Source organism: Bacillus rhizoplanae, from assembly GCF_917563915.1.
Taxonomy (GTDB): domain Bacteria; phylum Bacillota; class Bacilli; order Bacillales; family Bacillaceae_G; genus Bacillus_A; species Bacillus_A rhizoplanae.
This window is the reverse complement of the sequence record NZ_CAKJTI010000021.1, coordinates 1-16,365: the sequence shown is the minus strand read 5'-3', so window position 1 is coordinate 16,365 and position 16,365 is coordinate 1. Positions and strand designations below refer to the sequence as shown.

Here is a 16,365-nt window from a genome sequence, read left to right as displayed (position 1 = left end):
TACCTTCTTAGTTCTCTCTGCATCTTGAGTGAGGTGGGGGTCTTACTGCCCGCGAATAGCGGGATGAAAGATAAGCATAGTTAGAAAGGTGATTTACATATGGACGAAGTACTACATATTAAAAATGTATCGAAAGTATATGAGGGAAAAGTCCCTCATACCGCTTTAAAAAATATTAATTTACACGTGGATAAAGGCGAATTTGTTGCCATTATGGGCCCATCAGGGAGCGGCAAGTCAACTTTATTAAATGTCATTTCAACAATTGATTCTCCTACATCAGGAGAGGTCTTTATTAATGGAAAACAACCGCATACGTTTCGCAATGAAAAATTAGCTGTGTTCCGCCGGCAAGAGTTAGGATTTGTGTTTCAAAGTTTTAATTTATTAGATACGTTAACAATTGGCGAAAACATCGTTCTGCCATTAACGTTAGATAATGTTCCACTTTCTGAAATGGATGAAAAGCTAGATACAATTTCAAACAAACTCGGAATCAATCACATTTTAAATAAACGAATTTTTGAAATTTCAGGAGGACAAGCACAGCGTACGGCAGTAGCCCGTGCTGTTATTCATCAACCATCTTTATTGCTTGCTGATGAACCAACAGGAAACTTAGATTCTAAAGCAGCTATCGATGTAATGGAGTTATTTACGAAGTTAAATAAAGAGGAACGAGCTACTATTTTAATGGTGACACATGACCCATTTGCAGCTAGTTATTGCAGTCGCGTCATTTTTATTAAAGATGGTGAACTTTACAATGAACTGCACCGCGGTCTCCACCGTGAAAAGTTCTATCAAGAAATATTAGATGTATTAGCATTGCTAGGAGGAAGACGTGGATGAAATTTTGGCAATTTGCTTTAAGAAATGTCGTCCGTAATTCAAGAGCTTATTTTGCTTATTTTTTAAGTAGTTCTTTTTCCATTACGGTCTTCTTTTCATTTGCTGTGTACCGGTATCATCCACGCCTGCAAAATATACAAGACTATAAAGATACCGGACCTCTTATGAATTTAGTTGGCTTTACCCAAGTTGTAATTGTACTGTTTTCTTTTTTCTTTTTGTTGTACTCCATCGGAGCGTTTTTAAAAGTACGTAATAAGCAGTTTGGCATTTTAACGATTTTAGGTATTTCAAACAAACAACTAAAACGACTTATTTTTTTAGAAAATATGCTGATTGGATTGCTTTCTATTTTTATAGGCATTCAAGTTGGCCTTGTGTTTTCTAACTTTTTCTTATTAATCACCTCAAAGATTTCAGGTGTTAACGGCCTTTATTTATACTGGCCATCAGAAGCAATTTGGACAACTGTAACGACATTTCTCATCCTTTTTATTATTGTATCAGTCTTTACACCTGCTTTAATTCAAACACGGAAAGTAACTCGTCTTCTAAAAGGAGGAATTCGTACAAAGAAGGAGAAACTGCCTTCCATTGTCATTTCAATTTTTAGTTTACTGTGTTTACTTTCAGGTTATATTTTTGCGGCTTATCCACAAAGTTATATAACAGCAGAAAGCTTAACAAATGGAGTTGGTGTACTCATTATCTTAGCCATTATTCCTCTTGTTACAGTTGGGACATACTTTCTATTCTCACAAGCTAGCTTCCTGTTCATTTGGATATTAAAAAAGAGACGACGCTTTTATATGAAAAAAACAAATATGCTTTGGATATCAGATTTGGCATCACGAGTTCGTGTCAATATTAATATGCTTTTCATTGTAACAGTGTTATCTGCAACTGCTTTTACCATTATTACAACATTATACACCCTTAATAAACACACAAAGGCTTCTATAACTGAAACATTTCCTTTTCCATTTACTTACGCATCTTACGAAGGGAATCCATTTGAAACGAAGCATATTACAACACTAGAAAATGAATTAATGAAAGACAAATTTACATATCAAAAACATAAATCAGTTGTATATAAAGATATGGCAGCCAACGAAGATATTTGGATTATGAAACAAAGCGACTATAATATTCTTGCTAAATTTCTAAATCGTTCTCAAATTCAACTAGCTAACAACGAAACATATGTTATTCCAAAATATTCGCCTGTAACATTAGAATTGTTAACAAATCCTTTTCTTAAGCAAGAAAATATTACGTTACAATCTAATAAAAAACAATTTCGTATAAAAGAAATAGCAAACAAGCCAATTATACCGCAACATACTTGGGTATATCTTATCGTACTGTCGGATGAGGCTGTAAACAACGAAATTCCACACCTCGAACCAATTACACTTTATAATTTCCAAGTGGATAATTGGGAAAATACGCTTCCGCTTACAAAGCGCATATTGCGTATGACCGATGCCGATGCACATAGTTTACTCCCAAATCCGCATCAGCAAACGATGCAGGATCAGAAAAGTTTCTTTCATATTTATACTGCCAGCGATGAATTATATGCAGAGAAGCGATGGAATGTTGCTTACCTCTTCACTGGTACATTTCTTGGAATTATTTTCTTTATCGGAGCAGGAAGTGTTCTGTACTTCCGTATGTATACTGATTTAACGAGAGAAGCAGAAAAATATAAGACGATTACAAAAATCGGATTAACAAAGTCTGAAATGATATGTTCGGCAACAATTCAATTAGCCATACTATTTTTCGTTCCTTATACTATTGCTTCTATTCATACACTATTTGCAATTAAATTTATACAAAGTACACTCTCTTTCTCTTTAATAAAAGAAGCCATGTTAGTATTAAGCCTCTTTGGAATAGTCGAAATCATTTTCTTTTTCCTAATTCGCTCATTTTACATTCAAAAGTTATCACAACATATTAAACTGTGAGTACAATAGCCTTGTGCAGAGCACAAGGCTATTTTCAATAGTTTTTAACTTATTAGCAGCCAAAACCACCATAACCACCATAACCGCCATAACCAAAGCCGCCGTAGCCACCACCAAAACCGCCGCAGCCGCCAAAGCAGCTAGCACCAATGATGATTAATAAAATAAACAATACGATTAAAAGCGCAAAGCCACTGCCGTGATGACGATGCCCATGTCCATGCCCATGTTCACAACTTTCACTCATTGCTCTTTTCCTCCTTTAATAAAAATCCTTTTCATTTGTGGGATCCTTTCAAGTGGATTCCATTTATCCTATGTTTCGAATGGGAATAAGAGCTTGTTCTTTTCAAAAACAGGCTTGTCCTCATATTACATGTTATAATGTCCCAAATAGGATTGATTTCATAATCACTCACACATTAACAGATAAAGTGAAACTTCCATCAGTAGGCGCTTTTCCCTACTGATGGTTAGTTGAACCGATCGGGCTCTTATGGGCAGTTTTTCATCGTGAAGCACCTAAAGATACTGCCCATTAGAGCGGGATAAAGTGAAACTTCCATCAATGGGCGCTTTTCCCTACTGATGGTTAGTTGAACCAATCGGGCACATGCCAGCAGTTATCCCCCACCTATCTTCTTCACTTCTCTCTGAATCTTGAGGTGGGGGGCTTACTGCCCGCGAATAGCGGGATAAAATAAAAAAAGCTAATCATCTACTTACATCCTGTAAATGATTAGCTTTTACTCTTTTAAAAGGCAATATATTTATTCTGTTTTTAATTGTTTCAACAGCTCTTTAATTTCCGCTAATTCGCTTTCTATATTGTGTAAGCGACTTTGCATATTATCAATCTCTTGCTCTGCTTTGTAATTGATCGCAAAGTCAATAACAGATTCATGTTTGTCACGTGCAGCTTGACGGTTTTGGCTCATCATAATAACGGGAGCTTGAAATGCTGCTATAAAAGATAAACATAAGTTCAATAAAATGAATGGCTGAGCATCAAAGTGTGCTCCTTTTGTTATAGACAAGCTATTCCAAATAATCCATCCAACAAGAAAACATGCAAACCAGATGATGAATCGCCAACTACCTCCAAACTGAGCAATTTTATCAGCTATTCGGTCTGCCCACTTTGTTCGTTGTGTGTATTCACTATCAAGTTGGTGAAGTATTTCTGACTCGTAGCGATCTACAAGTCGATCAATACGTGTTAAACTTTCTTGGTTTAAGTCAATATCAAAACCTTGGATTTTCGTAGTTTCTTCTTTTTGTCCTTTAATTTGCTTCCAGAATTTTTGTACCATTGTACAAACCTCCTCTCTTATAGAGGAAGTCATCTTTCCAAAGTTTATATGAAGCGGTAACTATTTTTACGCAGTAACCCGCTTCGGATATTCAGTTGTATGACTTCCTCTGACGTCGGTGCTATGTCCGACTCTCCTATACTCGGATTACTCATAAAACAGTTCCACCTCACTTTTTTTCTTAAAACCCTTTATCATTATATGCTATCTTATTTTTTATGACTATGCACTTATGGAGAAAATACACTTTGTTATCTTATATTTTTATAAAAAATTTATCCGACATTAACGGGCAGTAAGAACCCCACTGATGGAAGTTCCACTTTATATGAATAACATTTCATTCACATAATCCAAGTCATCGATAGCTTATATAATTCAATCCTTCTTTACATAAGTCCCCTTATCATTCAATAAATGAAACATATATTGATGATAATCTGTTATTAATGCACTTAACTGCTCTATATGCTTATCTTTTAGATGTCTACCTAATTTCCAAGGTACTTTTTCTTTATATTGGGGGGCTTCCGTAAAATCTGCTTGCTGTGGTTCTTTAAACGACATATTATCTTTGTTCATTATTAAAATTCTCCTTTATCATGAAATTCAAATGAACAAATATCAATGTTACTGTATCCAAAACAGCTCAATTCACACCTTTTATAATATTTTCCTCTTTTACTAAGATATCCTCATTTGAAAAATGAAATCCCTTTTGTATATCATATGCATATATGTTTTACATAGCGCACGATTATCGAAAGTTGTAGCTTTGAAAGGGCGTGCTTAAGAGTATTAGGTCCCTATTTGGGTTGTAGGTTCTTATAGAAAGTGTTTATAAATTCAGCGTGGTTATCTTGATCCATCACAGAAGAGTTATTTAACTCTTTTTCCAAAGCTCTTGCAAATGTGGTCTTCCCGCTATGGGTTTTACCTACTGTAATAATCACTAACCTTTTCATATAAGTGTAATTCCCCTTTGCCACCTTTTTAAATATTGAAGTTCTATACAATAAAAACTTTATCCTCCTAAACCACTCTGTCTGTTCAATAAAAAACTGAAATCACAAAAAAATTTCGGCTCATCATTTTTATAAACGATTAAACTTTTTTCAAAACAGGGGTAGCGTCACATGCCTATCAACCTAACAGAACAGGTTGCCCCAAAACGATAAAAATGAACTTCGGTGCTATAAAAAACACAAAATTTTCGTTTAGGGGGTACTTTAAAATCTTAGCTTGATAGCGAGGTGGTGCTACCCCTAATAGGAAAAACGAAAAAACTTTTTTAGGGAAAAAATCAAGATTACAACCAAATTTTTGCTAGTTGAGATACTCCTTTTATTATCTTTTCTTCACATAAATTACCCAATCCAAGTTGAATATGCGGATATTGTGGTATATATTTCGAGAAATATTTTGAGCAAGGATAAACTGCAATTCCGTGTTCATATGCCCTTTCAATTAGCATTTCTTCACTCATTTTTTTTTTAACTTCAATAATAACGAAAATTCCGGAGCTACCACCTTTTATTTCAACATAATTCTTAAAGTGTTTTAGTAATTCCCTATTCAATAGATTCATTTTACGTTTATACAAAGCTTTCATCTTCCTTAAGTGTGAGTACCAATATCCTTCATTCATAAAGGTCGCCAGTGTTCTCTGATGAATAGATGAGGATGTTTGCTCAAGCAAAGGGAGTATCTTTTTATATTCACTTACTAGCCTCCTAGGCAAAACCATATAACTGACACGGATAGAAGGTAGCAGTGCTTTTGAAAAAGTTCCTAAATAAACCACCCTATCATTAGAATCTAAACTTTGAAGAGACGGTATAGGTTGATGGATGTATCGAAATTCACTATCGTAATCATCCTCAATAATATATCCTTCCACCCTTTTTGCCCATTGAATTAACTTTAATCTTTCATTGACGGGGATAGTTACTCCATATGGAAAGTGGTGAGTAGGAGTGACATATAAAAGTCTAGAAGGCGACTTTAAAAGGCGATCGACTTGGATGCCTTGTTCTTTTACCGGGATCGGATCAATGATAAATGACTGAAGAGCAAATAGTTCCCTTGCCACATTATATCCAGGGTCTTCTACTGCCAGATAATGATAGTCTTGCTTTAGCAACAGCGACAAAAGTAATAACAAGTGTTGTGTGCTACTGCCAATAATAATCTGTTCAGCAGAAGTATTAACCCCTCTTGATTGAAACAAGTAATCTGCTAGTACCTTTCTTAATTTAATATCGCCTTGTTTTTCTCCGTATGAAAACATGCTAGAGTCTTTAACGATTTTGTTTGTAAGCATTCTCCATTTTTTCAAAGGGAAGTTCTCTTGATCCACTGTCCCAATCTTAAAGTCAATAATTTTTATGTCAGTTTGATTTTTTTCATGATGCTGTTCTCTAATGGGTTCATAATTAAGCGTCTCATCCGATATAGTTGCCTCTACAAAAAATCCCTTTTTGTTCTCACTTCGAATATATCCTTCCGATTGCAATTGTTCATAGGCTACCTGAGTTGTGTTTCTGCTGACCTCTAATTGGAGAGCAAGTTGTCTAATCGATGGCAACTTTGTATTCCTTTCTAATTTACCAGATAAAATCTGAGTACGTATGTATTGATAAACTTGTTGGTACATAGGAGTGTTACTTTCTCGATTGATATTAAATATTAGTTCATCCATCATTGAAATACCTCATCTGTCATTTGTGTTTATTGTAAACTGTACCTTTTAGAAATGACAGTATAAATGAATAATGAATTTAGAAAAAATTTTGATCAGGGAGATAACTTATGACAATATTTATGTACATATTTTGTTTGATTGTATGGGGACTCAACTTTATAGCAGTAAAAATTCAAGGAACTCCTGTCAGCTTGGAATTATCCTTAACTTATCGTTTAGTTATGACAGCCTTTTTATTTTTGATTCTTGTTTGGTTCCTTCAACCAAGAGGGAGGCCAACAAGAAAAGATATCCCATTTGTAATAGTTTTTGGTGTATGTAACTTTGCATTAAGCTACTTATGCCTTTATTACGCCACAATTTTGAGTTCTGCAGCAATCGTAACATTGGTTTTTTCATTAAAGGTGATTTTGACCCCGATTACTCTCCGGATTTTTTTAAAAGAAAAGTTACATTCACGCGTTTTGTTTGGGGGAATTTTGGGCGTATTAGGCGTATGTATTCTCATCTATCCAAATTTGAACAGCTTTCAAGGGTCCAATGACATAAAAGGAATTATGGTTGCGATCTTAGGTACGCTTCTTACAGCAGTAGGTGATGCCAGCTCAGCACGAAATGCAAGTCACAAGGTGAATCCTATCTACGCAAATGCCATTGGATTTACAGTGGGCAGTATATTGATGGGAGTAATTGTATTATTTCAAGGACAAGAATTTATATTTCCAACATCGTTTTCATACTTATCTGTGTTGCTATATTTAACTCTGGTTGCTTCATTTGTAGCATGGTTATTCTATTTGAAGCTTGTAGAAAAAATTGGAGGAGCTCAAAGTGGCTATATGGTTGCACTTTTCCCGGTAATTGGAGGAATAGCTTCCGTTTTAATCGGTGAGTCAGATCCATCATTGTATTTGTTTGCTGGTTGCTTTTCTAGCTGTATTGGCGCTGCCATCGCATTAGGGTTTGGAACTCGGAAGCAAAATGCGAAATTACCTCTAAAAAGAGCTAATTAAGAAGGAATAAGTCTTGTGAACTTGAAAATAGAGCTCATTTATTTGGTTCTCAGGTTGTTGACCAAGAATGCATGAACACTTAAACAAATGGAATATAGACTATAGGGGGTCACCATACATTACTATCAACCTAAGAGGAATTTATATCCATAATTCATAGAAAGCGTTATTCTTTTTGTAGAAATATACAGAAAGGATGGCGTTTTTGTATGAATCTATCGATTCAAGATGAGTTTTATTTGTTCGCTGAAGAATTACAGCGATATCTATCTCCACATATTCTTCAACAACTTGCACAAGAGACAGGTTTTGTAAAACGAAAAAGTAACCAACCTTAGCTTGATGGGCATGGGGTAGCGTCAAGAAAATGCGGATTTACAACGTTAAGGAAATTATAATATTAAAAAGCCGATCTCCACATTTGGAAAGTCGGCCATATTGATGTATTGAGTGGAGTTGGATCGGTAACTATCATTTTCAAGTATGCACCACCGATAAAGTTGGCTTCAACTTTTTGTCCCAATGGAAAGATTGTGAGACACCGCTCTGGTATCCACTGGAGCGGTGCTACTAATTAAATCTGGAGGTATTCAAAAATTAAAATATTTCGATATATCCTTCTGTTCCATGCACGCGAATTCGTTGCCCATCTTTTATCAGTTTGGTAGCATTTTCCACTCCGACAACTGCTGGTAAGCCATATTCACGTGCGATAACTGCTCCATGGGTCATCAGTCCACCAACTTCGGTGACTAGGCCTTTTATGGATACAAACAATGGTGTCCAGCTAGGGTCAGTAAAGGAGGTGACTAATATATCTCCATCTTCTAAATCAGCATCTTCCATGTTTAAGATGACACGAGCGCGTCCCTCTATAACTCCGGAAGAAACAGGTAGACCTACAATAGCTTCGGCTGGGAGATTTTCTCGTTTGTACTCACCTGCAATGATTTCACCATCAGACGTGATAACACGTGGGGGAGTTAGTTTTTCATATAATTTGTACTCGTCTTTTCGTTTGCTGATGATCTGGTAATCTAGTTTATTTGTGCGTACGACTTCGTGAAGTTCTTCAAAAGTAAGATAGTATATGTCTTCTTTTTCATGAATAACATTGGCTTGCGCGAGTTGTTCGGCTTCTTTCAGTAAAGCCTGCTTATAAACGAAGTAGCGATTAACCATGCCGTATTTTGGATATTCCCGATAACCGATGAAATTCCGGATTAGGTCGATCATTCGTTTTGTTTCTTTGGCTTTTTGTTCACCATCCGGTAATTGCTTCAATCGATCTAATAACTCTTGTTCTTTTTTCAAAGCTTCCTGTCGCCCTTGCTCAAATTTCCGATTGCTAGCATTAGGCTCAAAGTTTTTGATGTTACCGAGAATCACGGGGATGAGTGTAGTTGGTTTTTCGCTCCAACGGGTTGTAGTAATATCGATTTCTCCGCTACATCGCATTCCGTATTTGCTGAGATAAGTATAGATAGCGTCTTGGGTTTCCTGTCCACCATCAAACTTAACCAGTTCATCCAAAAAGTTATCATCTTTTACATGTTGTAAATAATCAATTACTTCTGGATAAGGACGAATCACATCTGCGACATCCAATAGCGCCAGACCCATTTCCGAAGTAATATTATTTGGTACAGATTGAGAAAGCGTGTCTGCTGCGTTTTTTTCACCTAACCACTTGTTCATTTTTTCATTAATCCATGATGAAGCATTTATAGCAGCCATAAATACAGCTGAACTTTGTGGGTCAAATAAAATCTTCTTTAATTGCTGGATATCTTCTAGAATAAAATCAATTAAATCTGATCCTGATTTCGTTTGGATGTTTTGTTTTAGCTCCTCTATGGATGTTTGACTGCGCTTAATCAAATCAGAAACGATTGTCGGGTCGTTTTCGATTTGTGCTTGAGAATTCGCAGACGACACACTTTTATTGCTTTTACCGGAACTCTGTTCTTGCTTATCATTTGTTAACGATTTTATGAAATCTCTTCGCTCTATTATGGTTATAAGTGCGTCTTTCATGAGCGGATCGTGTTGTCCCATGGCATCTAATAACATTTTTCTGCTGTCAGGTGAAGCCAGTTGATGTGTGACATCAACAAACAACCTTCCACCAGCTTTAAACCTGGGTCCGAAAGATGTTAACTGGAATAAAGACATTCCCAATGGTTTCAAGGGGTCGGTCATCATTTGTTGATGACCAACAGATACATAGACGTGATTTTCTTGATCATTCACTTCAGGGATGGGGTATAAAGTAGTGATTGGACGACTCTGGACAATATAAAATGTATCATCAACCAAACACCATTCGATATCTTGTGGGCAACCAAAATAAGCTTCGATCTGTCTTCCTATGCGTGCTAGTTGTAATATTTGTTGTTCAGTAAGTGTTTGAGTCTTTTGCTGATCAGGATCAATTTGCTGTGTCTCTGTTCCGCCTTCTTTTAGTGCATAGATAGCCAATTTTTTGGTTGCTATCATCTTATCGACGATTTTATCTTCCTGTACTTTATAACAATCGGGAGATACCAAGCCAGAGACCAGTGCTTCTCCAAGCCCAAAACTGGCATCGATTGATAGTAACTTTCGGTTAGAGGTAATCGGATCAGCGGTAAATAGAATCCCTGAAGCCTGTGGGAAAACCATCCTTTGAACGATAACGGATAAATAAACTTGTCTGTGGTCAAATCTATTTTGTATTCGGTATATTACCGCTCGATCCGTAAATAGAGAAGCCCAACATTTTCTGATATGCTGCAAGATGGCTTCTTTTCCGATGATATTTAAATAGGTGTCTTGTTGACCAGCAAAAGAGGCATGTGGCAAATCCTCAGCGGTCGCACTAGAACGCACTGCATAAGCATTTTCATCGCCAAACTGGGAGAGATAGTCAGCAACTGCTTTTACAACATCGGAAGGAATTTCTACTTCCATAATAATTTGTCGAATCTTCTTGCTGATTTCACCAATTTGATCTCGATCCTCTACTTTTAGCATTGTTATTTGATCCAACAATGCTTGAAACGTTTCGTTTTGTTCGATGGCTTTTTGATATCCTACTGTTGTAATACAAAATCCTTCTGGTACTTGTATTCCTTGAATTTTTGATAATTCCCCTAAATTTAACCCTTTTCCGCCAACGAGCAAAAGCTGTGTTTTTTCTATCTCCTGAAAACCGAGAACCAAAGAACTCATTCTACATCTCCCCTAACCATTAATGTTCTATTGATTTTAGCAGTAGTAAATGAGAATAAAAAGTCTATATTAACCATTTTTTAAATGCTATAATTAAATTAGGAAGAGTTCAAAAAATAGCTAAACCTTACCATACAGTAGTAAACTGATGCCTCGGTTCATCCACTCGAAAGTAGCTCATATGCCTTTTAACCCACAATGAATATGGTTAAAATCAACTTTTTTATAAACGTCGCGACTTTATTCAAAACATCGCGTCTTTTTTATAAACACCGTGACTTTATTTAAAAGCGACAAAAGTAAATCAAAAGGCTCATCCTTTACGTACGAAGGAGAGCCTTTTTCTCTTTCAAAATCTTTATCCCGCATTAACGGGCAGTAAAAGCCCGATTGGTTCAACTAACCATCAGTGAGGGATGAAGCCCCCCACTGATGGAAGTTTCACTTTATGCTTAGTCTAATGCTTTATATACGCTGCGCAAACAACTTTCCTTCTCGTAAAATATGACACTTCAGTTCGCTATTAGACAATGTATTCAAATGAACCGCATCCACTTTACCTGTCCCGTCCAGCTCTTCCATCAATTGAAACCAAAGCCATTGAAACTCACCTACTGAAATATGTGTTGTCTCAATTGCTATATCATAATCTGAAGAAGATGTTGCTTCTTTTCTTGCATGAGATCCGAAGATGTACGCCACTTTCACAAACGGTGTGTCTAATAAACGCGTTTGTATATGACGCAGCTCCTTTTCATACTTTTGCATATGTTCACCTCTCACATACAATGCATTGTTTCGTTATCTCTTCTAGTCTTGCCCGGTTTATGCCATAACCAAACCCTGCTTGCTGCGGAATAACAATTTTTCCGTTTTGCAGCGTTACTTCCGGTGAGATAATATCTTGCTTCCAATGCCTGTTCGAAGCTGAAATATCACCAGGAATTGTAAAGTTAGACAGCGATGCGAGTGCAATATTTTGTGCACGGGAAATCCCCATTTCTACCATACCTCCGCACCAAACTGGAATACCATGCTGCTGACAATAATCGTGAATCCGAATCGACTCTGTTAATCCGCCAACTCGTCCAGGTTTTATATTAATAACGCGGCAACTACCAAGTGTAATTGCTACCCTTGCATCTTCTAAGCAATGAATGCTTTCATCTAAACAAATTGGTGTTTCCATTTGCTTTTGCAAACGGGCATGGTCAAGAAAGTCGTTATCTGCTAACGGCTGTTCGATCATCATTAAATCAAACTCATCCAATCGCTGTAACTGCTTCATATCATCTAACGCATACGCAGAATTCGCATCTACCATTAATGGAATAGTAGGAAACGCTCTTCGTATTTCATGAAGCAACGCATAATCATTATCTGGTTTGATTTTCACTTTAAAACGTTTATATCCTTCTTCCGCATACATTTCAATACGTTTTAACATATTTGAAACTGTATCAAGGCCAATGACAACACCAACTTCAATCTCTCGTTTTACACCGCCAAGTAACGTAGCAAGCGATTGATTCTCACGCTTTGCATATAAATCCCATAATGCGCCTTCTATGCCTGCTTTCGCCATATTATTACGTTTTATATGTTGAAAAAGAGATGCGACATCGACAGGGTGCGAAAGCTTCTGTTCAAATAACACTGGCAACAAAAAATCTTGCAGCATATGAAATGCTGTTACAACTGTTTCTTCTGTATACCACGGCTCAGAAAAAGCAACCACTTCTCCCCATCCGCTTCGTCCTTCTTCATCTATTAATTCAATTACAATACTTTCACGTTTTTCATACGTCCCGTAACTTGCAGCAAATGGAATAACGAGTGGCATTTCTGTTACGTAAAGTATTGCCTTTGTAATACGCATTTACATTTCCTCCGCCAGCTGCCGCAGTTCACGGCGCAATAATTTTTTTGAAGCATTGCGCGGCAACTCAGAAAGAAAATAAATCGCTTTTGGCACTTTATACCGCGCTAGTTTATCTTCACAAAAAGCGAGTAGTTCTTCCGCTGTTACCTCTTCTGATTTCACGACGAATGCGACAGGAACTTGTCCCCATCTTTCATCATTTGCTCCAACTACTCCCGCTTCCGAAACAGCCGGATGCGCAAGCAAGACTTCCTCAATTTGCGCTGGATATATGTTCTCTCCGCCTGAAATAATTAAATCACTGCGGCGATCTAACACATAAAGAAAGCCATCTTCATCTAAATAGCCAATATCTCCAGTATGCAGCCATCCGTCTTGAATACTCTCTCTCGTCGCCTCTTCACGCTTAAAATAACCACCCGTTACATTTGGCCCCTTCACAACAATTTCCCCGGCAGTTCCTACCCCAGCTTCTCTTCCATCTTGTTCAATGTGAAGCTGACATGGAAACAATGGTTTTCCGGCCGAACCAACTTTCGTTAACATATAATCAGCAGCTAATGTGCAAATTTGCGAAGATGTTTCTGTCATACCGTACGTCTGATACACTGGAATTCCTTTTGCAACGCACGTTTCTAACAACGGCCTTGGAGCTGGTCCTCCGCCAAGTAATACGCAGCGAAGAGACGTTGGATAAGTATCTTCTTGCAACCTTTCTAATAAATCCGTCAGCATTTTAGATACGACTGAAATCATCGTTACGCCTCTCGTTTGCAGCGCTTCATGAATAAAATCCGGATCATACTTCGGAACAAGTAACACCCTCATACCGTACATAATATTCTTCATTAAAAGCGATAACCCGCCTACATGGAAACACGGCAAACACGCTAACCAGCAATCATCCTCACGAAGTCCTAAATTCAAAGAAGAACCAACTGCACTCCACCAATGATTCCCGTACGTAAGCATAACGCCTTTTGGCCTTCCTGTTGTACCTGACGTATAAATAATTGTCATTGTATCTTCTAAAACAAACTCATTCTGCACAGTTGCTGTTTGTTTTGGCAACGCGGCAACTTCTGTAAACAAGTATACGGGCACTTGCTCTGCCTCAAACTCTTCATCCGTAAGCAAACAAGAAACTTCTGCATCCTCCATTTGCCAAAGTAGCTCTTCTCTTGAAAGACGTGTATTCAGCAAGACAGCTACTGCCCCCATATAAGAAAGGGCATGAATCGTTATGACCATCTCCATACTATTTTTCATCAGAACAGCCACTTTTGTACCTTTTTGCAGTTGTAAATAAGCAAGATGCTCACAAAGTGAAAGAACTTTCTCATGAAGTTGTACAAACGTATATGTACTTTCTTTCGTTTCAATCGCAGTGCGCTCCGGTGTTAAAAAAGCTCTTTGCATAAGCCAATTGGGCATTCTCTCCATATCATATTCTCCTTTCACAGAATAGAAGACTAACATAGCTTCTTTTACTTCTGACCTATTTCTTTGCTTGTAACTAGTGTTGCTTTATTTCCATCTTATCTATCTCTTGCTTTTATATCAAATAGTAACTCTTTGTCTGTTTCATATACTGCAACAAATTATTCTGTATTATGTTCTTGAATAGCAAACAATCGCTCAGTACATAAAGTGAAACTTCCATCAGTGAGGGTTTTCTTCATCCCCCACATAGCTTCTTAGCTTATCTCTCAATCTTGAGATTGGGGTCTTACTGACCGTTAATGCGGAATACATGTATAAAATTGTCGAAAAAAGAAAAAAATTCAGTTTTTTTGTTGATTTTTTTAAATTTTACTGTTATTATAAATAATAATCATATAGATGTTGGGAATGTTGCTCCTATAATAGACTGAATTTTCAAACTCCAATACCGACATTGTGTGATTGTAAGCTCCCTCCCCTTTTTATTTTATGCCCGACAAAAAGAACCTTTTTGAGGTTCTTTTTGTACTTAGATTAAAAAAGCAAATTTTAAAATGATTTCTATTCATGAAATAAAGTCAAACTTCCATCAGTGGGGGTTTTTTTCATCCCCCACTGATGGTTAGTTGAACCAATCGGGCTTTTACGGGCAGTTATCCCTCACCTATCTCTTTATCAGTTCTATTTGCGTACATGTTTTCATTTTAATCATCTATTTCGCGGTACTTATAATTGGTATCCATACCTCTTCTTTTGCGTTTACATCGTCCGGACGATAATGATCATCCATAACTTCAAAATGTTCCCTTACGTCTAAACTATAATTGGAATTTGGTAACCATTCTTGAAAAATATACTGGAAAGTGCTCATATCAGATGCCGTTCCTTGATGGATAAAAACAGCATATAAGCCGCCTGTTAAGGTATGCGTGGACAATTCCGAAAAAGTCTCTGTTTCAAAATCTTCAACTTCAACAGCAGCCCACTTTTTATAAGCATAGTTTATATCATTCATATTTAAAGGCGTATGCAACACCTTTACAGAAAGGAAACAAGAGTTACTTCTATGAGGAATACAGCTTCTTAATGGCATAAATGTTTTCCATATTTCTCTTGTGACTTCGGGATCTGTTGCAAAGGTTGTTTCTCTCTTAATCCCAACAATTTTTTTTGCTGGAATGCTTACTATTTTAGGTTCCATTCTTTTATTTCCTCTCCTAATTCATATTCAACATGAATCACTTTAGTTTAAATCCGAAATCCTATATATGATATTCATAAAGTAGTTTTATATTTTTCCAATTAAAACGAATACTAGTACTCAACCATCTGTAATTCCCATATAAATAATTGAAATACCCTATGTATAGAGGTGAGATTATGAATTCTTCTTCGTTTTACTCTATTGTGATCATAATTGCTGCGTTGGTCTTATGGCGTAGAACTAGGGCAATGTATTGTCCGATTAAAGGAAACGGAATCCGTCTTCTCTTACCCATATTATTTCTACTATTACCTAGTCTTTTCATAATCCTGAATCCAAATGTACATGCCGCTGCCTGGGAATGGATTTGTGCAGCTATCTTTGGGTTCCTTTTGTCAATTCCACTTATTGGGACCACTAACTATGAACTCCGATCCGATCAGCATATTTATGCTGTAAGAAATAAGAGCTTTATCATTACCTTTCTCATCGTATTTATTGTCCGATTTTTACTTCGTGATTATTTAAAGTGGCTAGGTCCAGAAACAGAAGTAGCACTATTTATGACTGTAGCGCTGGGATATATCTTACCTTGGAGGATTATTTCTTTCATCAAATTTCGTCAACTATACAAAAGTCGAATCCGAACTAACGACAACATTGACTTCCGATAACATTGATTATGTGAATGGAAAGTTCCTTCAGTTCTTCTGAAGGAACTTTTAAAGGTTTTGTGATACATTGATTTTATGTTAACAAAAG

At 36.8% G+C, this 16,365-nt stretch carries 14 protein-coding genes and 1 pseudogene; 5 read left to right on the top strand and 10 right to left on the bottom strand.

Going from position 1 to position 16,365, the window contains the following annotated elements:
• The first annotated feature begins 99 nt into the window (after positions 1-99).
• Positions 100-852, top strand: coding sequence for an ABC transporter ATP-binding protein (locus LRP84_RS16395; RefSeq protein ID WP_230576061.1), 753 nt, complete (start codon positions 100-102; stop codon positions 850-852).
• Entirely contained in the window at positions 849-2,831 is a 1,983-nt protein-coding gene (locus LRP84_RS16390; protein ID WP_230576060.1) for an FtsX-like permease family protein, read from the top strand. Before LRP84_RS16395 ends, LRP84_RS16390 begins: the two co-directional genes overlap by 4 nt.
• Before the next feature lie 52 nt (positions 2,832-2,883).
• Here LRP84_RS16390 and LRP84_RS16385 read toward each other — a convergent pair whose 3' ends face one another.
• The 5 genes and pseudogenes from LRP84_RS16385 to pdxR all read right to left on the bottom strand — a co-directional run bounded on the left by LRP84_RS16385 (position 2,884) and on the right by pdxR (position 6,845).
• Complete coding sequence (locus tag LRP84_RS16385) at positions 2,884-3,078, bottom strand: YjcZ family sporulation protein (RefSeq protein ID WP_230576059.1); 195 nt, start codon at positions 3,076-3,078, stop codon at positions 2,884-2,886.
• 523 nt (positions 3,079-3,601) lie between these two features.
• Positions 3,602-4,144 carry a DUF1003 domain-containing protein gene (locus LRP84_RS16380; protein ID WP_230576058.1) on the bottom strand — a complete coding sequence of 181 codons (543 nt, stop codon included), beginning with the start codon at positions 4,142-4,144 and terminating at the stop codon, positions 3,602-3,604.
• Between the two features lie 378 nt (positions 4,145-4,522).
• A complete protein-coding gene (locus LRP84_RS16375) occupies positions 4,523-4,726 on the bottom strand; it encodes a hypothetical protein (protein WP_230576057.1) in 204 nt (67 codons plus the stop codon).
• A 158-nt stretch (positions 4,727-4,884) separates the two neighbouring features.
• Positions 4,885-5,109, bottom strand: a pseudogene (locus LRP84_RS16370) (ATP-binding protein); the annotation flags it as partial.
• A 344-nt stretch (positions 5,110-5,453) separates the two neighbouring features.
• Complete coding sequence (gene pdxR, locus LRP84_RS16365; RefSeq protein WP_230576107.1) at positions 5,454-6,845, bottom strand: MocR-like pyridoxine biosynthesis transcription factor PdxR; 1,392 nt, start codon at positions 6,843-6,845, stop codon at positions 5,454-5,456.
• Between the two features lie 110 nt (positions 6,846-6,955).
• On the opposite strand from pdxR, the gene LRP84_RS16360 reads away from it, so the two are divergent.
• Together LRP84_RS16360 and LRP84_RS22505 are read left to right on the top strand one after the other, a co-directional pair.
• Positions 6,956-7,861, top strand: coding sequence for a DMT family transporter (locus LRP84_RS16360; RefSeq protein WP_230576056.1), 906 nt, complete (start codon positions 6,956-6,958; stop codon positions 7,859-7,861).
• Positions 7,862-8,070: 209 nt separating this feature from the next.
• Positions 8,071-8,199, top strand: coding sequence for a hypothetical protein (locus tag LRP84_RS22505; protein ID WP_302850615.1), 129 nt, complete (start codon positions 8,071-8,073; stop codon positions 8,197-8,199).
• Between the two features lie 259 nt (positions 8,200-8,458).
• On the opposite strand, the gene ppsA is transcribed toward LRP84_RS22505, so the two are convergent.
• From ppsA to LRP84_RS16335, 5 genes are all read right to left on the bottom strand, one after another.
• Positions 8,459-11,074 (bottom strand): phosphoenolpyruvate synthase, encoded by a 2,616-nt coding sequence (ppsA, locus tag LRP84_RS16355; RefSeq protein WP_230576055.1) that lies wholly within the window; start codon positions 11,072-11,074, stop codon positions 8,459-8,461.
• Between the two features lie 465 nt (positions 11,075-11,539).
• Complete coding sequence (locus tag LRP84_RS16350) at positions 11,540-11,842, bottom strand: nucleotidyltransferase family protein (RefSeq protein WP_230576054.1); 303 nt, start codon at positions 11,840-11,842, stop codon at positions 11,540-11,542.
• 4 nt (positions 11,843-11,846) lie between these two features.
• On the bottom strand, positions 11,847-12,953 hold the full coding sequence (gene menC, locus LRP84_RS16345; protein ID WP_230576053.1) for an o-succinylbenzoate synthase: 1,107 nt from the start codon (positions 12,951-12,953) through the stop codon (positions 11,847-11,849).
• Positions 12,954-14,399 carry an o-succinylbenzoate--CoA ligase gene (locus tag LRP84_RS16340; protein WP_230576052.1) on the bottom strand — a complete coding sequence of 482 codons (1,446 nt, stop codon included), beginning with the start codon at positions 14,397-14,399 and terminating at the stop codon, positions 12,954-12,956.
• Between the two features lie 712 nt (positions 14,400-15,111).
• Positions 15,112-15,600: a GyrI-like domain-containing protein gene (locus tag LRP84_RS16335; RefSeq protein WP_230576051.1), complete on the bottom strand. Its 489-nt coding sequence runs from the start codon at positions 15,598-15,600 to the stop codon at positions 15,112-15,114.
• A gap of 179 nt (positions 15,601-15,779) precedes the next feature.
• Between LRP84_RS16335 and LRP84_RS16330 the strand changes: the two genes are divergently transcribed.
• Positions 15,780-16,277 (top strand): CcdC protein domain-containing protein, encoded by a 498-nt coding sequence (locus LRP84_RS16330; protein WP_302850614.1) that lies wholly within the window; start codon positions 15,780-15,782, stop codon positions 16,275-16,277.
• Positions 16,278-16,365 lie beyond the last annotated feature (88 nt).

Bases quoted from the DNA above. Each gene is read 5' to 3' on its own strand.
- LRP84_RS16395 (WP_230576061.1), top strand. From the start codon at position 100: ATGGACGAAGTACTACATATTAAAAATGTATCGAAAGTATATGAGGGA.
- LRP84_RS16330 (WP_302850614.1), top strand. From the start codon at position 15,780: ATGAATTCTTCTTCGTTTTACTCTATTGTGATCATAATTGCTGCGTTG.
- LRP84_RS16350 (WP_230576054.1), bottom strand. From the start codon at position 11,842: ATGCAAAAGTATGAAAAGGAGCTGCGTCATATACAAACGCGTTTATTA.
- pdxR (WP_230576107.1), bottom strand. From the start codon at position 6,845: ATGGATGAACTAATATTTAATATCAATCGAGAAAGTAACACTCCTATG.
- LRP84_RS16380 (WP_230576058.1), bottom strand. From the start codon at position 4,144: ATGGTACAAAAATTCTGGAAGCAAATTAAAGGACAAAAAGAAGAAACT.
- menC (WP_230576053.1), bottom strand. From the start codon at position 12,953: ATGCGTATTACAAAGGCAATACTTTACGTAACAGAAATGCCACTCGTT.
- LRP84_RS16335 (WP_230576051.1), bottom strand. From the start codon at position 15,600: ATGGAACCTAAAATAGTAAGCATTCCAGCAAAAAAAATTGTTGGGATT.
- LRP84_RS22505 (WP_302850615.1), top strand. From the start codon at position 8,071: ATGAATCTATCGATTCAAGATGAGTTTTATTTGTTCGCTGAAGAATTA.
- LRP84_RS16385 (WP_230576059.1), bottom strand. From the start codon at position 3,078: ATGAGTGAAAGTTGTGAACATGGGCATGGACATGGGCATCGTCATCAC.
- LRP84_RS16360 (WP_230576056.1), top strand. From the start codon at position 6,956: ATGACAATATTTATGTACATATTTTGTTTGATTGTATGGGGACTCAAC.
- ppsA (WP_230576055.1), bottom strand. From the start codon at position 11,074: ATGAGTTCTTTGGTTCTCGGTTTTCAGGAGATAGAAAAAACACAGCTT.
- LRP84_RS16340 (WP_230576052.1), bottom strand. From the start codon at position 14,399: ATGGAGAGAATGCCCAATTGGCTTATGCAAAGAGCTTTTTTAACACCG.
- LRP84_RS16375 (WP_230576057.1), bottom strand. From the start codon at position 4,726: ATGAACAAAGATAATATGTCGTTTAAAGAACCACAGCAAGCAGATTTT.
- LRP84_RS16390 (WP_230576060.1), top strand. From the start codon at position 849: ATGAAATTTTGGCAATTTGCTTTAAGAAATGTCGTCCGTAATTCAAGA.